General features: G+C 46.4%; 18 protein-coding genes and 1 pseudogene. 9 read left to right on the top strand and 10 right to left on the bottom strand.

The features are described 5' to 3' along the window. Nucleotides 1-160: 160 nt before the first annotated feature. Both B212_RS0128100 and hprK read right to left on the bottom strand, forming a co-directional pair. Complete coding sequence (locus B212_RS0128100) at nt 161-3,487, bottom strand: glycosyl hydrolase 53 family protein (RefSeq protein WP_019914644.1); 3,327 nt, start codon at nt 3,485-3,487, stop codon at nt 161-163. A gap of 191 nt (nt 3,488-3,678) precedes the next feature. Then, nucleotides 3,679-4,608 (bottom strand): HPr(Ser) kinase/phosphatase, encoded by a 930-nt coding sequence (gene hprK / locus B212_RS0128095; protein ID WP_019914643.1) that lies wholly within the window; start codon nt 4,606-4,608, stop codon nt 3,679-3,681. Between the two features lie 258 nt (nt 4,609-4,866). Between hprK and B212_RS0128090 the strand changes: the two genes are divergently transcribed. Then, nucleotides 4,867-5,364, top strand: coding sequence for a DinB family protein (locus tag B212_RS0128090; protein WP_019914641.1), 498 nt, complete (start codon nt 4,867-4,869; stop codon nt 5,362-5,364). 39 nt (nt 5,365-5,403) lie between these two features. Next, complete coding sequence (locus B212_RS0128085; protein ID WP_019914640.1) at nt 5,404-5,772, top strand: DUF1304 domain-containing protein; 369 nt, start codon at nt 5,404-5,406, stop codon at nt 5,770-5,772. Nucleotides 5,773-5,826: 54 nt separating this feature from the next. Here B212_RS0128085 and B212_RS0128080 read toward each other — a convergent pair whose 3' ends face one another. The 3 genes from B212_RS0128080 to B212_RS0128070 form a co-directional block, all read right to left on the bottom strand. Then, nucleotides 5,827-6,609 (bottom strand): SPL family radical SAM protein, encoded by a 783-nt coding sequence (locus tag B212_RS0128080; RefSeq protein WP_019914639.1) that lies wholly within the window; start codon nt 6,607-6,609, stop codon nt 5,827-5,829. A 176-nt stretch (nt 6,610-6,785) separates the two neighbouring features. Then, entirely contained in the window at nt 6,786-7,523 is a 738-nt protein-coding gene (pyrH, locus tag B212_RS0128075) for a UMP kinase (RefSeq protein ID WP_019914638.1), read from the bottom strand. A 199-nt stretch (nt 7,524-7,722) separates the two neighbouring features. Next, the gene (locus B212_RS0128070) at nt 7,723-9,480 is read right to left on the bottom strand and encodes a helix-turn-helix transcriptional regulator (protein WP_019914637.1); all 1,758 of its coding nucleotides are present in this window, start codon (nt 9,478-9,480) and stop codon (nt 7,723-7,725) included. Nucleotides 9,481-9,681: 201 nt separating this feature from the next. Here B212_RS0128070 and B212_RS0128065 point away from each other — a divergent pair, with 201 nt between their 5' ends. From B212_RS0128065 to B212_RS32605, 5 genes and pseudogenes are all read left to right on the top strand, one after another. Beyond that, a complete protein-coding gene (locus B212_RS0128065; RefSeq protein ID WP_019914636.1) occupies nt 9,682-10,593 on the top strand; it encodes an ABC transporter ATP-binding protein in 912 nt (303 codons plus the stop codon). Then, nucleotides 10,590-10,952, top strand: coding sequence for a hypothetical protein (locus tag B212_RS35590; protein WP_036668581.1), 363 nt, complete (start codon nt 10,590-10,592; stop codon nt 10,950-10,952). The genes B212_RS0128065 and B212_RS35590 overlap by 4 nt, the downstream gene beginning before the upstream one ends. Further along, complete coding sequence (locus tag B212_RS35585) at nt 10,916-11,341, top strand: hypothetical protein (RefSeq protein ID WP_051128190.1); 426 nt, start codon at nt 10,916-10,918, stop codon at nt 11,339-11,341. Before B212_RS35590 ends, B212_RS35585 begins: the two co-directional genes overlap by 37 nt. Nucleotides 11,342-11,377: 36 nt before the next feature. After that, nucleotides 11,378-11,977, top strand: coding sequence for a hypothetical protein (locus B212_RS0128055; RefSeq protein WP_019914635.1), 600 nt, complete (start codon nt 11,378-11,380; stop codon nt 11,975-11,977). A gap of 84 nt (nt 11,978-12,061) precedes the next feature. After that, nucleotides 12,062-12,642, top strand: a pseudogene (locus tag B212_RS32605) (DUF4386 domain-containing protein). Here B212_RS32605 and B212_RS0128045 read toward each other — a convergent pair. Continuing rightward, complete coding sequence (locus tag B212_RS0128045; RefSeq protein ID WP_019914633.1) at nt 12,623-13,207, bottom strand: Crp/Fnr family transcriptional regulator; 585 nt, start codon at nt 13,205-13,207, stop codon at nt 12,623-12,625. The pseudogene B212_RS32605 and the gene B212_RS0128045 sit on opposite strands and share 20 nt — an antisense overlap. Before the next feature lie 112 nt (nt 13,208-13,319). Between B212_RS0128045 and B212_RS34140 the strand changes: the two genes are divergently transcribed. Then, the gene (locus B212_RS34140) at nt 13,320-13,730 is read left to right on the top strand and encodes a DUF4183 domain-containing protein (protein WP_084673365.1); all 411 of its coding nucleotides are present in this window, start codon (nt 13,320-13,322) and stop codon (nt 13,728-13,730) included. Nucleotides 13,731-13,777: 47 nt separating this feature from the next. Here the strand turns inward: B212_RS34140 and B212_RS0128035 are convergent, their stop codons facing one another. The 4 genes from B212_RS0128035 to B212_RS0128020 all read right to left on the bottom strand — a co-directional run bounded on the left by B212_RS0128035 (nt 13,778) and on the right by B212_RS0128020 (nt 18,005). Next, nucleotides 13,778-15,283: a malate:quinone oxidoreductase gene (locus tag B212_RS0128035; protein WP_019914631.1), complete on the bottom strand. Its 1,506-nt coding sequence runs from the start codon at nt 15,281-15,283 to the stop codon at nt 13,778-13,780. Nucleotides 15,284-15,501: 218 nt separating this feature from the next. Beyond that, on the bottom strand, nt 15,502-16,893 hold the full coding sequence (locus B212_RS0128030) for an aldehyde dehydrogenase (RefSeq protein ID WP_019914630.1): 1,392 nt from the start codon (nt 16,891-16,893) through the stop codon (nt 15,502-15,504). A gap of 28 nt (nt 16,894-16,921) precedes the next feature. Beyond that, the gene (locus B212_RS0128025; protein ID WP_019914629.1) at nt 16,922-17,224 is read right to left on the bottom strand and encodes an ArsR/SmtB family transcription factor; all 303 of its coding nucleotides are present in this window, start codon (nt 17,222-17,224) and stop codon (nt 16,922-16,924) included. A gap of 187 nt (nt 17,225-17,411) precedes the next feature. Then, nucleotides 17,412-18,005: a leucine-rich repeat domain-containing protein gene (locus B212_RS0128020; protein ID WP_019914628.1), complete on the bottom strand. Its 594-nt coding sequence runs from the start codon at nt 18,003-18,005 to the stop codon at nt 17,412-17,414. Between the two features lie 200 nt (nt 18,006-18,205). Here B212_RS0128020 and B212_RS0128015 point away from each other — a divergent pair, with 200 nt between their 5' ends. Then, the gene (locus tag B212_RS0128015; protein ID WP_019914627.1) at nt 18,206-18,445 is read left to right on the top strand and encodes a hypothetical protein; all 240 of its coding nucleotides are present in this window, start codon (nt 18,206-18,208) and stop codon (nt 18,443-18,445) included. Nucleotides 18,446-18,481 lie beyond the last annotated feature (36 nt).

The raw sequence follows: 18,481 nt of genomic DNA, 5'->3' as shown, positions 1-18,481 counted from the left end.
CTTATAAATAAAAGATGCGCACAGCTCGCAAGACACAAAATAACCTCTTCCAGAGGATCATCAAGCAGATTCATTTCTATGCAGAGCTTCGTTATGATTTTGTCTGCAAATAAAAAAAACCCTCATTCTCAGAGGGTTTAGAGTACGCATGGAGTTTTGACTATTTAATAGATTCTAATAGTGTTTTAATTTCCAGGTTCGTTTGAAGTGCATGTAAAACAATGGTTAAGGCTTCTGCACGAGAAGAGGATCTGTCTGGCGCAAATTGTCCATTGCCTTCTCCGCTAATTATGCCAATCTTTGCAGCCTTCTCAATTTGATCCTTGTTCCATGCACCATCAATATCTGAGAACGCAGATGCTGCAGCAGCCTTTACATTATTAAGGTTAATAATTCTAGAGATAATAGAAATAATTTCAGCACGGCTGATTTCTTTGTTTGGATTAAATGTACCCTCTGGATATCCTGAAACAATTCCTTTCTCAGTCAACGCTTGAATTGAGCCTTCCGCCCAATGACCGCCGATATCAGATAATGTATTTCCCGTACCCGTACCTGAAATATCAAATACTTTTGCAATAATCGTAGCAAACTCGGCACGGGTAATCTTTGCGTTAGGATGGAAGGTACCATCTGCATATCCATTAATGAGTCCCAATCTAACGAAAATGTTAACTGTTGCAGCGGCCCAGTGGGAGGCAGTGTCCTTAAATTGAACCTTAGCAGGATTAGCGCTGGTTTCCTCTAACTTCTTATTAAGGCTGGATAATACTTTTTCAGCATTGACAACCTTGTCGTCAAACGTCACTTCCGGTACTGGTGCAGGTGTTGGTTCAGGCTTCACTTCTGGCGTTGCTGTTGGTGCTGCTGTTGCCGCTGCAGCCGGAATTGTTACTGTCGGTACTGGTGTTGGTGTTGGTACTGGTGTCGGTACTGGTGTTGGTGTCGGTGGAGTCTCAGGTGTCCCTGGATTTTCAGGCGTTCCAGGCGTTCCCGGAGTTCCCGGATTTTCCGTCCCCGGGTCAGGCTTCGGCCCCTCGGCATCTTTTACAAAGCTTAAGTAGAAATCATCAATAGTTCCCCATGCGCCGCCGGATGCTTTAATATTCGCGCCAATCGTAAGCGTTCCATTGGTAACGAGAATATTCTGGATCTCAGGATTATTCCATTGCACCCACCCGTTCACACCGGTGCTTACTTTCACTTCCTTACCGCCTGTTACGGCAAAGAGATTCATATCGGAGCTGGCAGCATCTCCCCCTTGGATAAACATGGAGAGATTATAATAACCCGGCTTCAGGCCGTACACGTTCTGCGTAACCGTGAAATCCACGCCTTTTTCAGAGTAAAAGTGCAGTGAATAATTTCCGGTTTTGGCATCCGACACCTTGTTCTGATAGCCCGTATGCGGCTCGCTTCCGTCACCATAGGTGATCTCCCACATCGTTCTGTCGCTATTCTCAAAGCTTCCGTTCAAGACGAAATTCTCTTTCTTAATGACCAGAGTAGCTTGAACCGTATGACCGCCTTCTACAGCTCCTGGAATCACATAATTGCCGGCCCCCTGGCTACTGGCTTGGTCAAGCGCGGCTTGATCCCATACGACCGGTATGATTCCGGCGCTGCCATCATTGTAAGTAACATTCACGACACTCGGCAAAACAATCTTCTCCCCGGCAATTGCAGTCACCGAGACCCCCTTGATTTCATCAATGGCAAGCGGAGCAACAGCCCCTGTATTCACATAGTTGAACACGTTCAGCGATGCAAGCGGATGGCCGCTGAAATCAAACAAAGCCTGGTTGTCAACGGCACTGCCGCCATACCATACCCCTGCATCCTTAGGGTCATATTCCTTCGCATAGCTGGATGCCCAGCCTGAACCGTATTGCTCCCAAATTTTTTGGTTCTGCTCCAGATTTTCTTTCGGACCTACCGGAAGCCACGCAGGCTCCCAATAAAACACGCCAATCCCCGCCGCACCCACATTCGCAACCGCCTCAATTACGTTTCTGACCGAATTCGCCTGACCTTGAACGCTAACAGGGTAGTCGAGTGTTTGACCTGAGCTCAGCGGAGCGGTATTTCCGTGTCCATCGCCATCTTCAGCCGTGTACGTATAAGAGGTTTCGGCCACCATTACTTTTTTGCCATAGGTGTCAGCCACCTGCTTCAGAACAGACGTCAAATTGCTTAATGTGCCGTGCCAGAATGGGTAATAAGAGCTTGCGAACACATCATAATCTACATTGTTATCCTGCAATTGTTGCGCATAGGACGCATATCTGCCTGCCGACTCCGGGTTCGTAAAATGTAGCGCAACCAGAATATTCGGATCAACCTCTCTAACCGCCTTGCTTCCTGCATTAAATAACGCACTGATCTTCGACCAATCGGATTCCCCGACAAATTGCGCATTGGTCTCGTTGCCTACCTGAACCATACCAACATCAATACCTTCATTGATCAGGGTTTGCAGGCTTTCTTTGGTATAGTTATACAGCGCGGTCTTCTTGTCTTCAAAACTCAGATTCGCCCACGCCTTTGGTGTATGCTGCTTGCCCGGATCAGCCCAGAAATCGGAATAGTGGAAGTCAACCAGCAGCTTCATTCCATTAGCCGTCGCTCTTTTACCGATTTGGATTGCGGTCGCCAGATCATTATTGCCGCCGCCATACCCCTTGCCTGCTGAATCAAACGGATCATTCCATACACGCACCCGAACATAGTTCACTCCGGCTTCATGTACAGTTGTAAAAATATCCTGCACTTCTCCGGCCTGATTATAAAACTTAACTCCGCTATGCTCTAAAGAAATGATACTGGAGATATCCACACCTTTAATAAAATCAGACCGCAGCCCTTCAACCTTCTTCACAAAAATATCTGCCGCTACCGGCTGATTCGTATCCGTGCTCACCTGCTTCAGCTCAACGCCGTCCAAGTATCCCCATGCGGCTGGACCGCCGTTTATATTCGCCCCGATGACAAGGTTAGAGGTTTCTTCCTTCAAGACGAATTTGAGGCTAGCCGTCCCCCAAGCATTATAGCCCGTAGTTGCCACAGCATCGCTCTTCTCTGCCCCTGCGAATAACTCCACAGCGCCCGCTGCGTTGCCATCCCCACCCATCGAATGAACCGAAAGCTCATAGCTTCCCGCAGGAAGCGCCGGAATCGTCTGCTTCACTGTGACCGCCTGCTTTCCAGCAGCCGTATCCTTGATCCAATATTTGAAGGCATGGGTCCCTTCATTCGGGGTGATATAGGTATCACTCGCGTAAGCAAATTGCTGAATCTTCACCTGATCCCAGTTGGCCGTTTCCACACTCCATGAATGATCACTCCAGAAATCGGTTTCAAAACCGCCATTCACAATATACTTACTGTTCACATCTGTAGCCAAAGCAGTCCCCATGTTGAATGAAAATGAACTTAACGCAAGCAACAGTGCTGCAAACACGGCCATACCCTTTTTTGCAATTCTCATATTCTGATCACCTTTCTACCATAATCTCATCTCAATATATCAATAGATAAAATATTAGGTAACGTATGAAAGGAAACATTTTGTATGCTTAAGCAAGCATTTTTGCTTTTGTACCACCGTGCTAAAAAAGCCGTTCCCCGGATTTAACAGGAAACGGCTTATATAGATTATTTAGGCGGCTAAATCTCTCCTCAGCAATCCCCTTGAGACTGCATCCCGTCTTCGATCCGCTTCATGAAGTCTTCAGCGGCGCTGTAGCCGAGCTGCTTGAGGTACCAATTGTTGGCGGCCGCTTCAATCAGGCCGGCTACATCGCGCCCCGGCTGGAGCTGGACCACAATATGCGGAATTTGCACGCCCAGATAATTCGTGAACTGGGGCACCAGCTCCAGCTCATTGTTCAGCGAATTCTCCTGCCACGGAGCCAGCTCAATGTCAAGCACAATCCGTGTCTCATCCTGAAAGGCCCTGCGCCCGTATTGGCGCACAACATTGATAAGCCCGATGCTGCGCAGCGCTAGGAACTCGCGTGTGGTCTCGTTATGGGTCCCGAGCAGCGTCGCCGGGCCCAGCTTCTTGAGCACCACCACGTCGTCGGCCACGAACCGGTGGCCTCTGCGGATGAGCGTGTGCGCAGTCTCGCTTTTGCCGATTCCGGACTTGCCCCTGAGCAGGATGCCGATACCGGATACGTTCACACACACCCCATGAATTGACAGCTCGGGTGCCAGCGCCTTCACCAAGAAGCTATCCAGCTTGGCGATAAACTCCGTTGTCGTATCCGCGGTCCGCAGCAGCGGAATTCCCTCCTGATTGCAGAACAGGGTCAAATAAGGAATCTCCTGCTGGCCTGAGGTTACAATGAAACAGGGCGGATGATATTTCACGATATTTCCGATATGCAATTTGCGCTCTTCTACGCTCAGCGTCAATAAATAGTTGATCTCCTTGCGGCCAAGCACCTGGACCCGTTCCATCGGAAAAAAATCAAAATATCCGACGAACTCCAGCCCCGGTCTGTGTGTCCGTGGACGGGTAATCACACGGTCCATGCGGCTCTCTCCCGCAAGTACTTCCAGGTGGAACGTTTCCGTAAGACTTAGAACGGTGATGGATTTCATGCTGTTCTCCTCCTGCAGCTAAGGCATATCCTGAATATGCCTCTATTTCGGATAGTATGCTTTCGGATATATTCAACGATTCAAGGGAATATTCCTGCAATGGAAGGATTCCAGAACTAATCCACACATCCAATCTGCGCAAGGAATGGTATGATTGACAAAAAAGCTGAATTCAGGTATATTTAGTTTTGTAAAATTAGATTTTACAAAATATAATTTTGTTAACTAATACATAATATAAAGAGGAGGAGCTTACTAATGTCCGAATCCAATCATGCTTTTGGTCAAGCTCTTGTGAAATCGTTAGTTGGAGAACGCGGGCATATTCCGATTGCCAGAGCCTTGCCCGATATTACCCTGGAGCTTGCCGGACAACGCACGGAAGGGGTCCCGTATACGATCTACCAATTGGTGAAGCATATGGGCTACTGGCAGGATTTCATGCTGACTCACCTGGAGGGCAGCAAGCCGCAAATGCCAGGAAGTGTACAGGAAAGCTGGCCTGATGAGGATGCCCCGGCGGACGAGGCACAGCTACAGAATGCCATTGAGCATCTGCTGCAAGGTGTGGAGAAGGCCGTCGCCATTGCTCAGACCGCCCGGCTCGACGATCCGCTCCCGTATTTTCCCGGGGAGACCAAGGGAGGCATTTTACGCAATATCGCCTCACACAACTCCTACCATCTAGGAGAAATTGTACTGCTGCGCCGACTGCATGGAGCCTGGCCACCGCCTGGAGGAGGCTATCCTGCCTAAGTTTCGGAACATACATTTTGAATTAAAGAGGGGATAACGATGATGATTTTGAGTACGATACTCGTAGCGCTTGTTGCGCTGGAGCATATCTATATTTTAGCGCTGGAAATGTTTATGTGGACTACCCCAAGAGCGCAGAAGGCGTTCGGGACGACCAAGCAGTTTGCACAGGAAACCAAATCGCTTGCAGCCAACCAGGGGTTATATAATGGCTTCCTGGCCGCGGGTCTAATCTGGGGTTTGCTCCATCCGAATGACACGTTCGCGTTTCAGCTTCAATTGTTTTTCTTGATTTGTGTCGCAGTTGCCGCGATCTACGGCAGCATCACTTCCAAGAAATCCATTCTGATCGTTCAAGGCCTGCCGGCCTTTATAGCTATTCTCGCCGTAGTTCTGGCGAATCTGTAATCCGCTCCTACCCCAAAGAACGGCTGACTCCATTATTGATGGAATCAGCCGTTCTTATTTGAGTCTATTCAAATCAAACTTAACTCTCTCATTATTGCTCCACTTTTCTTTCACATCTTCATAGTACACATCTGATTGGTTATAAATTATGTCTTTATATGTGCTTGCTAAATGAGGGTGATTTTTTTCAATGAAACGTTCCAGCATAAGTGCAGGTCTTGTGTTCCGGCTTAATCTAACCTTGTCTAAAAAAACGGGAATGTCCTGATCTAAAGCGTCAATCATTGCATCTACATTTGTAATCCCAGGTAAAATCGGAGTAATAAATACCCATACATTAATGCCCATTCGATGCAATTGATTGGCTGTCTGTATATTACTTAAAAGAGTATAATCTTCAACCTTGCTTAACTGCTGCAAGTTAGATAATCCTAAAAGCAACGTGAAGGTATCACCCATAAGCTTTAGTATATCTATATCCCTAAAAACAAGTTTAGATCCGGCTTTAGTTGTAACCATACATTTTATATTAAGTTTGTTTAATTCAATTAAACACTTTCTGGTTAACTGATATTTCCGTTCTATTTCCATATAAGGGTCACACTTGCTACCCAAGTATATAGTATCTTCTTTATTCCAGTTCATTAATTCTTTATGCAAAATATCGGAAATATTAATTTTAATATTCAAGTTTGTATTCCAAGTCTCATCTCCTAATTGAAAACAATAAGGACATCCTATTGTACATCCGTCATACGGATCTATAATCGGTAAAATCTCCCCGTCCGGTGGATATTCATAGGTCATTGCATTGTTTACAAGTATTTCTTTGAGCACTTTTACCATCTCCATTCATCTTCGTATATCAAGATGGTAAACTAATCCAATAAAAAAATATAGACTTATAATATCTGTTCTGTTATGATGTTGAATAAGGTCTTGAAAAAAATATCCATACAAACTCATGGGTCATAAATTTGATCTATGGGTTTTTTTATAAGGATTTAAAGTACTTATTCCATTTCTAAAATGGATTCGCCGCTAATTATCGTACCGTTATTTTTCCCTTCACATATCTCTTTCATTGTGCCCGGCTTGTCAAAGTTGAACACATGCATAGGCAGATTGTAGTCTCTGGCTAAGATGAACGCTGATTGATCCATTACCTTTAGATTATGGTTTATGACATCGTTGTAGTGCAGGGATCTGAACTTTCTTGCATCTTTATTGTACTTAGGATCTGCATTCAGAACACCGTCAACACCTTGTTTTGCAACTAGCAGAGCCTCACAATTCACTTCGATAGCTCTTTGAACTGACGGATAGTCTGTTGTAACGTAGGGTTGACCGTTTCCTCCTGCAAAAATTACAATGTAGCCCTTTTCCAGATGGTGAACGGCTCTTAGTCTGATGTATGGTTCAGCCACTGATGTAATAGGCATTGCTGTCATGACACGGACCTCTTTGTTTGTTTTGGCTTTAAGAACTCCACGAAGCATCAAGCTATTGATAACCGTTGCGAATGTCCCAATGTTATCAGCTTCTGCTCTCTCTATTCCCCAGTTTTCCGCCATATTGCCACGAAAAATATTACCGCCACCTATAACCAATGATACCTCGACACCCAGGTTCACAACTGACATGATTTCGTTTGCAATATGATCCAATCTTTCAGGGTCGAAACCAAATTCCGTGCTCCCGGCAACTGCTCCACCACTTAGTTTAATAAGAACTCTTTTGTACCTTGTCAACTTATACACCTCCGTGAAATAAAAAACACTAAAGCAATAAATGCTTTAGTGTTTATTGGAACGGGAATATGAAATTGTAACAATTGATTGAATGTAAATCTTCCGTTTCCCCCTCATATTCCCGCCCCCTCCAGTAATTTTCATCAATCATTCTATACTGTGTGAGAGTAGAGTGCAACTACCGGAAGTATAGTAATTCTCAAGTCAGACACTCCACCCTCGCCTTCTCTACAGCTTCTTCACGGTTATTGACCTGTAGTTTCAGGTAAGTAGAGGAAATATAATTTCGTATCGTTCCTTCCGACAGATGCAGCTTCTGTGCAATCTCCTTATTGCGAAGCCCTTCCGACAGACACCGCAGCACATCAATTTCCCGCTCGGTCAGTTCATATTGGTTCTGTAACTTATCCTCTATCCGGTGTTGGAACAACTGATGCGCTACATCCTGCGAGATCATCGTTCCCCCGCTATAGATCAGCCGGATGGTTGCTGCCAATTCCTTAGGATGTATCGACTTCAGCAAATAGCCCTCTGCTCCAATACGTAGTGCCTCAGCCGCCAAGGAGACATCCTCTATCGTCGTGATCATGATGATCCGAATGTGCGGCCACTCCTCTTTAATGATCTTTGTAGCTGCGATACCATCCAGCTCCGGCATGTTGATGTCCATCAATATAATGTCGGGACGTTCCTTCCGGCATGCTTCGACGGCTTGCTCGCCATCTCTAACCACGCTTACTTCAAAATCCTTTTCTTCCCCTAACAGCAATCGAAGGCTCTCACGGACCAAAGGCTGATCATCTGCCAGCAAAATATTGATCTTCTCTCCACCTTCATGGGAGGAATTCGGGATGGTGCAGGTTACCATCGTGCCGGCATCCATCTGTGAATGAATATAGAGCTTGCCCTGCAATTGGTCCAGACGCTCCTTCATGCCTGTCAAACCGAAGCCATATTGCAGGTTATCCTTGCCCGTGCCGTTATCCTGTACCTGCAGCATCACCTGGGTATGATCATATTGCAAAAGAACTTGAATGCTGCTAGCCTGCCCATGACGGCTCGCATTGGTTAACGCCTCTTGCAGACACCGATACAGGGTAAGCTTAGCCTGCTTCATGACAGGGTATGGCTCGCCCATCGTACGAAATATAATCCGAACCCCGGTGTTCTCCTTGAATTCATCGCTAAGCTGAAGCAGCGCCCGATCAAGCGGCAGCGCCTCCCCGGCAGGGTCCATCTGATGCACCTGGCGGCGGATATCATCCAGACCCGTCCTTGCCAGCTTGAGCATTCCCTGCAGCTTGGCTTCCCCCTCATCCGTTTGAATATGAGATTTCAGTGTCTCCATCCCCAGAATCATGGAAGTAAAAGTATGGCCGATAGTATCATGCAGCTCACGGGCCATACGGTAACGTTCCTCTAGCAGCGTCATTCTTTCAATCTGTGAAGAATACTGCTCCAGAATTGTATACTGCTCCTTAATCATCGCGAGTTTCTGCTTGATGGCATCAATCGCCAAGGCACCTTTCTGCAGCGCGAAGCTTATGGCGTACAAGATAAGTGCATCGCTTAAGCTTTGAGTAACGGAATTCCCTGCACTCCACACGAACAACGCTACTGCTATAGGCAACGAACACCAATGAGCCCGGCCGCGGCTATAGAAGGCAATCGTAAAAAGAGCAGGCAGAAACAGTCTGACCAAACCAAGATCAAAAGCAAGAAATAAGGATACCCCGCCAGCAAATACACACTCCGCCGACAAATACCGATAATAACGGCTTTTCACGAATAAGAAGGGCACCAGATTACATAACAACAGAGGAACAAACACCGGCCAGAAAGGAAAGACCGGCTGAGCCTGATACATCAGAATGATAACGGCAACGACCCATAGAATACGAATTCCAAGCAGGGTCCAGTCCTGCCATGACCACGGGTTGCGGGTGAAAACGCGCATAGTCTTACAACTCCATTCAACCTTATTGAAGTAAACACAAACAGCCTGACCAAGCCCTGATTTCCTTGTCATATCAAGCTTATGACTGTTTGTCACTCGGCTTTATGACAACCGCTCTGATAGTGTGAAGAGGGCTGAGATGAATCCGCCGCAGTAAGGAGAACCCATCTCATTCCAACTACCGATAAAGGAGTGGTTGCATTGTCGCTGCTGCAAATACGTGACCTTACCAAAAAAATAGGAAGCAAGGTCATTGTTGATCAGGTAACGCTGAATATGGAAAAAGGAGAAATACTGGGCCTCCTCGGTCCGAACGGAGCAGGAAAAACCACAACGATTCGGATGATCGTCGGCCTGATGTCCAAATCAGGGGGCCAAGTACTGATTAACGGTACAGACACTCAGGCGCACTTCGAACAAGCCATGAAGCAGGTCGGCGTCATCGTGGAGAACCCTGACCTCTACAAATATTTATCCGGCTATGACAATCTGATTCACTTCTCCCGAATGACGCCGGGTGTGACAGAGGCAAGAATCCGGGAAGTCGTTGCCCTAGTTAGCTTGGAGCATAACATCAATGATAAAGTAGCCACCTACTCCCTGGGTATGCGGCAGCGCTTAGGACTTGCAGTTGTTCTCGTCCACAAGCCCTCCCTGCTGGTACTCGATGAACCAACCAACGGGCTTGATCCGGCGGGTATCCGCGAGCTGAGAGGCCATTTGAAGCATTTGGCTGGGCAAGAGGGCGTAGGCATTCTAATCTCCAGCCACCTCATGTCCGAAATGGAGCAGATGTGCGACCGCGTCGCAATTATACAAAAAGGAAAGCTGGTAGGCATCCATAAGATTTCAGATATGGCGGATGACCAACGAAGCAAGGTCTCTTTCGAAGTTGACCGGCCGGATCTGGCTGTACAAGTTCTGCAGACAATAATGTCAGGCAATGAAATCACGACCGATCACCGTCATATACAAATTCACGTCGATAAGGATCAAATTCCAGAAATTACCCGAATGCTAATGGCTGCCGGAATTAACATATTTGGAGTCCATACGTTCAGACAGTCACTGGAAGATAAGTTCATAGAGATAACAGGAGGAGAATACCATTGATTCCATTCATTCGCAATGAAAACATGAAAATCTATAAACGGACACGCACATGGGTGATGGCCGCTGTTCTGCTGCTGTATGTACTGCTCCAGATCATAAATAGTAGAACAGCCGGAAGTGATACTGCAAACGGTAATTGGAGAGCGACGCTGGAACAAGAGAATGTACAATCTCAAATGGAGGCCGCCAAGCCGGATGCGCTGAACATTGAAATCAGACAGGCAGAGAAGCACATGCTGCTGAACCAATACTATTTAGACAAGAACACCCCGCCATCCTATTTGGTCTTTTGCTGTCTGCAGCAGCTATACTGGCATCGCTTTTGCTGGGGGGCCTTATTTTCGGGTTCGGCGGATTAGGGGACAGCTACTTATTTGTAAAAGACCAGGCCATAGGAGACGCCTCGATAGCGCAGGCTCTGGCAGCTCAATATGCGCTCAATATTCCGTTCCTGCTCATCTCGATTACGCTGGCTTTTATGATATCCGCCGCCTTTCGGAGCACAACCTTCTCCATCGTGATTTCCCTGCTCATATCGTTGGCGGGGTTCGTGATTGCAATCGCCATGGATGGCTGGGCCTGGACCAAATACTTCGTCTTCTCACATACGGATCTTACACAGTTCCTATACGGAAATCCTTCTGTTGAAGGCGTGACCATAGGCTTTTCCCTCGTATTCATTGGTCTCCATCTCATGATCATGCATCTGATATCGTATCCCGTGTTTGTCAAACGTGATGTGGTCTGATCCCGTAAAAAATCTGGAGTTAGCGAGGAGTATAACATGAAATTAGTGAAGATCATGCAGTCGGCTACACTAATAGTATTATTGTTCTTGATTACAGCCTGCGGGGATAAGGAAGAATCAGCGACTAAAAAGCTTGAATTGCCCGCAGCCGATCTGAAGAATCTTGTGATTGAACATCGGAATGGAGAAATAAAGGTTACTGGCAGCTCCGATTCGGATAAAATCGAAGTGGTTGCTTCAGCCAAAGCCCGTGGGATAGATATGGATAAATTGGAGCTAAAGCTGGAAGCACAGAAGGATAATGCTTATCTAGAGGCACAGTTTCAGGCGCAATTCCTTGCCCTGGGCGCAGGGACCGTTGATCTGGAGGTTAAAGTTCCCAAGCAGATCAGCCTGCACATTTCTACCCACCGGGACGGCAATATCGACGTTAGCAACATCGGTTCCGATGTCGTTATTAACAATATCAATGGACATATCACCGTCGATCAGGTAGGCGGATCAGCCGAGATCCATGTAGGGGATGGCAGTCTGGATATCAATCACGTGGCGCAAGATGCAACCATTACACAGACAGGTCATGGAGACATCACAATTGGTGAGGTCAAAGGCAAGCTTGTCCAGAATAAGAATTAAGGCTGTCTTAACTTAAATCAATGCTCCGTCATGGGCCTCCTTATATAATGAGCATCAATAACGTTATACAGGAGGTTACCTTTTATGCCTACAGCAGTCCAAGAACTATCATATCAGCGAAGATCAGCTTTAACCGCCGGCATTTCACTTCTCATCATGACGCTTGCCTCATTTTTTTCCTATGGCTTTGTTCATGGGAGCCTGGTTGTACAGGGTGATGCCGGCGCCACGTATAACAACATTATGTCGTCGATTAATCTTTTCAAAGGTGAAGTCCTGGGCTGGGTTATCATCATGCTTACCGATGTTCTCGTAACCTGGGCGTTCTATGTATTCCTTCAGCCGCTAAATAAAAGCCTCTCACTACTTGGCGCCTGGCTTCGTCTTATTTATACTGCTATCTTGGGGATTGCCATAATGGACTTGATCTTTGTGCTGCTGCTCTCAACACGTTCTGTGTACTTATCCTCCTTTACAGTTGAACAAATCCAGGCGCTTATGATGTTATTCCTGAACGCATTCGAATCCATCTGGTCTGTCGGGTTGATTGTTTTCGGCTCATTTCGATACTTAATGTTGTGTTCATTGTGCCAATGATTGCAGGGGAGCTGGGCTTTGGAATCTGGCTGCTGTTCAGAGGCGGCACTAAACATCGCTCGTACTGATCCGCTTTTTAATTCTGCTCAACGACTCCGGGGTCATACCAAGATAACTCGCCAATTGATGCTGGGGCACACGATTGACCAGATCAGGCCTTTTGCGCAGCAATACTTTGTAGCGTTCTTCAGGGGAAGCAGCAATAAATGAAGCCCATTCCTCCTGCACCTCGCCCAGATTGGCTTCTACCATCTTGCGTGTCATAGTTTCCAGTTGTGAGTATTTGTGGAACATGTCCTTTTCGGTATCGAGATCACCAACGACCAGCACACAGTCTTCCAGACAAGTTAATGTGTACGCAGACGACCTGTTTTGTTTATGATAATTGAAAATCGAAACGGCTTGCTCTTCTGTATAGAAGCTCGATGTGACTTCTTTTCCCGTTTCATCTATGGAATACTGCCTGACGCATCCCTTTAATACGAAATAACATTGAGTAGGGACATCTCCTTGTCTAAGGAGCACTGTTCCTTTTTTATATTCCTGAACCAGTATTTGTTCAACGACTGCCTGCTGCTCATCGCCGCTAAGTGTTGTGTACCTGGCTAAATACTTCAGTAGTATGCTTTTCATTTGGCTGTCCTTTCAAGCATATTTGTTTTATAGCAGTTAGTTATTCATACAAACGAAGTTATTGTCCATTTAATAGAATATATTAACAAGATCATGAAGCAGGTGATAGATAATGGCCATAATCAAATTGTTTCTTAAAGCAATTAATGCAGTTACGGGGGGTGTTAATACCACTACCACGGTAACAGTAACTCCATCCGTAAACAGATATACTGCAACCGTTGTAATTGGCAATATTGGAGGAGGTACCACAACTATACCTGCTCCAAGTTTTAATAATGATGGCGGTACAGCCGTTCCGGTTGGTGGCCTCGTTGTGCCTACAAGCAGTGGATATTACAATTTATTTGTTAATGGTACTTTACAACGGGGAGGTCTGAGCACTCTTACAGCATCCAATCTAGTCATCAATACCGCTCTCGTTATTGGTGTAACGGTTGTAGTTGAGGTTATTAACTTCACTACTGCTTCAACATCGACTTCTACGAATAATATTTCCGTGAGTACTACTATATCTTATTAATTTCACATCTTCTAATGAAAATACATTTCCCCAAAAAAAGAACCTTCCTAAATAGGAAAGTTCTCCGCAGCTACGGTAGTCAAGCCGAGCGACTGCGCTGCTGAAGTGTGGATTTCGTTCAGAAGCTCACTGTTTGCCGATAGGGACAAGCCGTAGGAAGGAATCATTTGTTTGATTTTCGGTTCCCAGGCTTTGAGATGCTGCGGGAAGCATTTGCTGATCACCTCCAGCATGACGGAAACGGCGGTCGAAGCCCCTGGAGAAGCGCCAAGTAATGCGGCTATCGAGCCATCGGCGCTGCTGATCACCTCCGTGCCGAACTGAAGGGTACCTTTGCCGGCAGCCGTATCTTTAATAATCTGCACACGCTGGCCCGCCACCACCAGCTCCCAGTCCTCACTTTTGGCATCCGGGACAAAATCCCGCAAAGCTTCCATGCGTTGCTCCTTCGACAACATGACTTGCCCGATCAAATATTTGGTCAGTTGAAAATTCTTTGCGCCTGCCGCGAGCATCGTGACGAGATTATCCGGCTTAACGGAGGTTATCAAATCAAACATGGAGCCGAACTTCAGAAACTTAGGCGAGAAGCCGGCAAACGGTCCAAAGAACAGCGATTCTTTCTTGTCGATAACTCTGGTGTCCAGATGCGGAACAGACATGGGAGGCGCGCCAACCGCAGCTTTACCGTATACTTTGGCATGATGCTGGGCCACGATATCCGGCTTCTGACACACCATGAACAGTCCGCTTACCGGAAACCCGCCAATCCCTCTACCCTCCGGAATACCGGATTTCTGCAGCAAATGCAGGCTTCCTCCCCCGCCTCCGATGAAGACGAATCTGGCCGTATGGCGTTCAACAGATCCGCTATCGACATTTCGCACCTGCAGCTCCCACGAGCCGTCCTTAGTGCGTTTAAGGTCCTCAACCTGATGCTTGAACCGGATATGGGCATTGTTGCTCTTTAAGTGGTCGAACAATATGCGTGTTAACGCGCCAAAATTAACATCCGTTCCCGATTCGATTTTTGTTGCCGCTATCGGCTGGGTGAGTGTCCGGTTCTTCATCATCAGCGGAATCCACTTTTTCAGTTGCCCGGGATCATCGGAGAATTCCATGCCTTGAAACAGCGGATTTTTTGAAAGCGCTTCAAATCTTTTTTGTAAAAACATTACGTCTTTTTGCCCCTGCACAAAGCTCATATGCGGTACAGGTACAATAAATTCCTGCGGATCTTGTATTCGTTTGCTGTTCACCAGATAAGACCAGAATTGCTTGGAGAACTGATACTCCTCATTCACTTTTATAGCCTTGCTAATGTCGATAGATCCATCCGGCCCCTCAGTGGTGTAGTTAAGCTCGCATAATGAAGAATGCCCCGTTCCCGCATTGTTCCATTCGTTGGAGCTTTCCTCCCCTGCGCCCGCGCGCCGTTCAAACACGGTTATTTCCCATTCAGGCACTAATTCCTTCAGCAGAGAACCGAGCGTTGCACTCATGATTCCAGCACCAATTAAAATAACGTCTGTTTTTGTTTGTTGGTTGCTCATTATTTACCGTCCTTCTACCCTACGGATTTGCAGGAAGGATGCAGGCGCTCCTGCTTAGGCGCCACAGCAAGCCAGCGCGCGACCTAGTCACACACCTGTTTTGGATCAATCCTGATCCTAGTGTATCACTATTGGATATAAATTTTAAGATTTATCTAATTTTTTTATTAAAACAAAAGAGCAGCTTCACAAGCTGCCCTTAAGTAAGCTGTCCACCATTAGCGCAGAACTTTTCTAATCCACTTTACCTTGTCGCCGTAAGGCGGGAACAGGAGCTTCACATCCAGCCTTGTGCCTTTGGTCATCACGCTTTTGGCATGGGAGAACAGGTCAAAGCTGTATTTCCCGTGATAGGCCCCGATTCCGGCATTGCCCACACCCCCGAACGGCAGATGGTGATTGGCTACATGGGAAATGGTGTCATTCACGCAGCCGCCGCCGAAGGATACACGGGTAAGGACTTCATGTTCAACTTGGGATTGTTCGGTAAATAAATACAAAGCGAGCGGCTTGGGACGGCTGTTAACCGTCTGAATTGCATCCTCTAATTGCTTGAAGCCCATAACCGGTAAAATTGGGCCGAAAATTTCATCCAGCATAGCCGCATCCGACCAGGAAGCCGAAGCAAGAAGGGTTGGCTCGATATATAGCTCCTCCCTAAGGGTCTTGCCGCCATACAGCACATTCGCCTGATCCTTATCCAGTATAGAGGCTAACCGGTCAAATTGGCGTTCATTGACAATTCGTCCATAATCGCTGCTGTGTCTGGCATCCGGCCCGTAGAAGCTTGCAAGGACCTCTTTCATGGAAGCAATCAATTCCTCTTTAATATCCTCGTGGGCAAGCACATAATCCGGGGCAATGCACGTCTGGCCGGTGTTCATCATTTTCCCCCAAATAATCCGTTTGGCGGCCATAGCAATATTTGCTGTCTTGTCTACAATGGCAGGGCTTTTGCCTCCAAGCTCAAGCGTGACGGGGACGAGGTTTTTTGCCGCAGCTTCCATGACAATTTTGCCGACAGGTACACTGCCTGTAAAAAAAATATAGTCAAAAGGAGCGTGAATCAGGGCCGAGGTTGTTTCCTTCTCGCCTTCAATTACACGGATGTAGTTCTCGTCGAAGGTCTCCTGAATCAGCTTCTTGACCGCAGCAGCAACAGTAGGCGTATTCTCCGAAGGCTTCAGCACAACACTATTTCCCGCAGCAATCGCACCGATAAGCGGCTCAATCAGCAATTGAAACGGATAATTAAACGGTCCAACAATCAGAACGGTGCCATAAGGCTCTTTATAAATGTAGCTTCGCGATGAAACATGATAGAAGGGTGTTCGTACCTTTTTGGGTTCCGCCCATCGTTTCAAGTGTTTTCTCATGTACCGGATACTGTCCAGCGTATAACCAATCTCAGTCGCGTAGGCTTCAAATTCATTTTTACGCAAATCCTGATAAAGTGCCGCCAAAAGACTTTGCTCATTTCGTTTGATCGCATCCGCCAGCTTTTGAAGCTGGTCCAGACGGAAATCCACACTTCGCGTATAACCGCTGTGGAATTTCTTCCGGTGCTCCTGCAGAATTTGATCGACCTGCTCCGATGTCCAATGATTCATAATATTCACCCCGTGTAACGAGATCGGCCTAGAGACAATCCCGCTCCAGCGCGACCAGCAGTTTTTTTAACAATTGTATGGATTCCTCCATGGTTAAGTAATAGTACCGCTGAGTGCCCGATTGTTCGACTTTGACGACACCCGCGTTTTTGAGCAGCTTCAGATGATGTGAGACGGCCGGCCGTGACAATGACAACCCATCCGTGATTTCATTTACCGTCATCTTGCCGTTCTCGGAAAGCAACAGCAGAATATCCTGACGGTGCACTTCGCTTAAGGTTTGAAGAATCGGGAGGCTCTCCCGGAAAATCTCCAGCGCCTGCTTGCCCATAGTTGTATTCACCTTTCCCGTGGGATTAAATGTTTAAACATTTAAACCAATGCTCTAATATGTATACTACATAACTTTTAGCGGACAATCAAGTACTGGAAGCTGAGCAAGCAGCTATATATTTCATTAATTCTGCTATTCCTGTAAATTCCGCCGCCTCTCAATGGCCATTTTTATAATCTGCGTATCAGTTGTTCTCATTAGAACTATTTTCCAAGTTCACAGTGATACCGTTATTCTCTAGTTCCTCGACAATCTGCTTTGCCTGCTCATTCAGCGGGTTGTTTGCCAAAGATACTTCCTTCAGATTTGGTATCGTCGTGAGCACTTTAATATCCCAGATGAGGTTATCGTCCAAATATAAATTTTCCAAGGTTGGATGATTTTTTAATGGCGTCAAATCCTGAATTTTATTTCCGCTCAGCAAGAGCCATTTTAACTTTAATTTCTGAATGGGACGCAGATCAGCCACCTGATTATTGCTGGCAAGAAGATCGGTCAGCTTATGTAAATGTTCCAGCGGCGCCAGGCTTGTTATCTTGTTGCTGTCAACAACCAGATTTTTCAAATTGCTTAACCCGGAAAGGGGAGTAAGGTCTGTAATCTGATTCCCGTCAACAGCTAAAAACGTCAGTTTTTTCAGCTTGCTGAGCGGTGTAATATTCTTAATATTTTGACCGGGCAGAAATAAGCTCTGCATGTTAACGGCAAGTTCAATTCCTTGCAAGCTTCTAATCTTATTCTTTGATTCCATAGGATATAATGATTCCAGCTTCTTCAAATCACCCGCCAAAACACGATGATATTTTTCACTAATTTACTGGACATATACTCTCTCCTTATAAGGAACTCGAATTGGTGTCACCCTAACTTCTATCGGATTTTTTCCAAAACTGTTCACTTTCACAATTTTGTTGACATTTTGTGGTGGATGCTGTATAAATTCAACGCCAATACGAAAGTCAGAGAAGGAGGATCTGCATGCACAAAGTGATCAAAATCAGATTTACGCTCTTGAACGGTGAAACGCCCGAAGCAAACTGTTACGGGTACATGGAGTTGAATGGGGATGGCAATATGATCGCGCTCTACAATAGGTACGGTGAGGAAATAAGCATGTATGGAGGACATGAATTTATCAAGGTACGGTCGCTTGGCAAATTTGATAACGAAGACCGTGATAATTTCTACTCCTTGCTGGAAACTGATGGGGTGGGATAATCTGCACGTCAGGCTGAACGCAATGAATACTCGGGA

It is taken from the genome of Paenibacillus sp. HW567 (assembly GCF_000374185.1).
In the GTDB taxonomy this organism is placed as follows: domain Bacteria; phylum Bacillota; class Bacilli; order Paenibacillales; family Paenibacillaceae; genus Paenibacillus_AQ.
The sequence above is the reverse complement of the archived record's forward strand: the minus strand, read 5'-3'. Positions and strand labels throughout refer to the sequence as shown.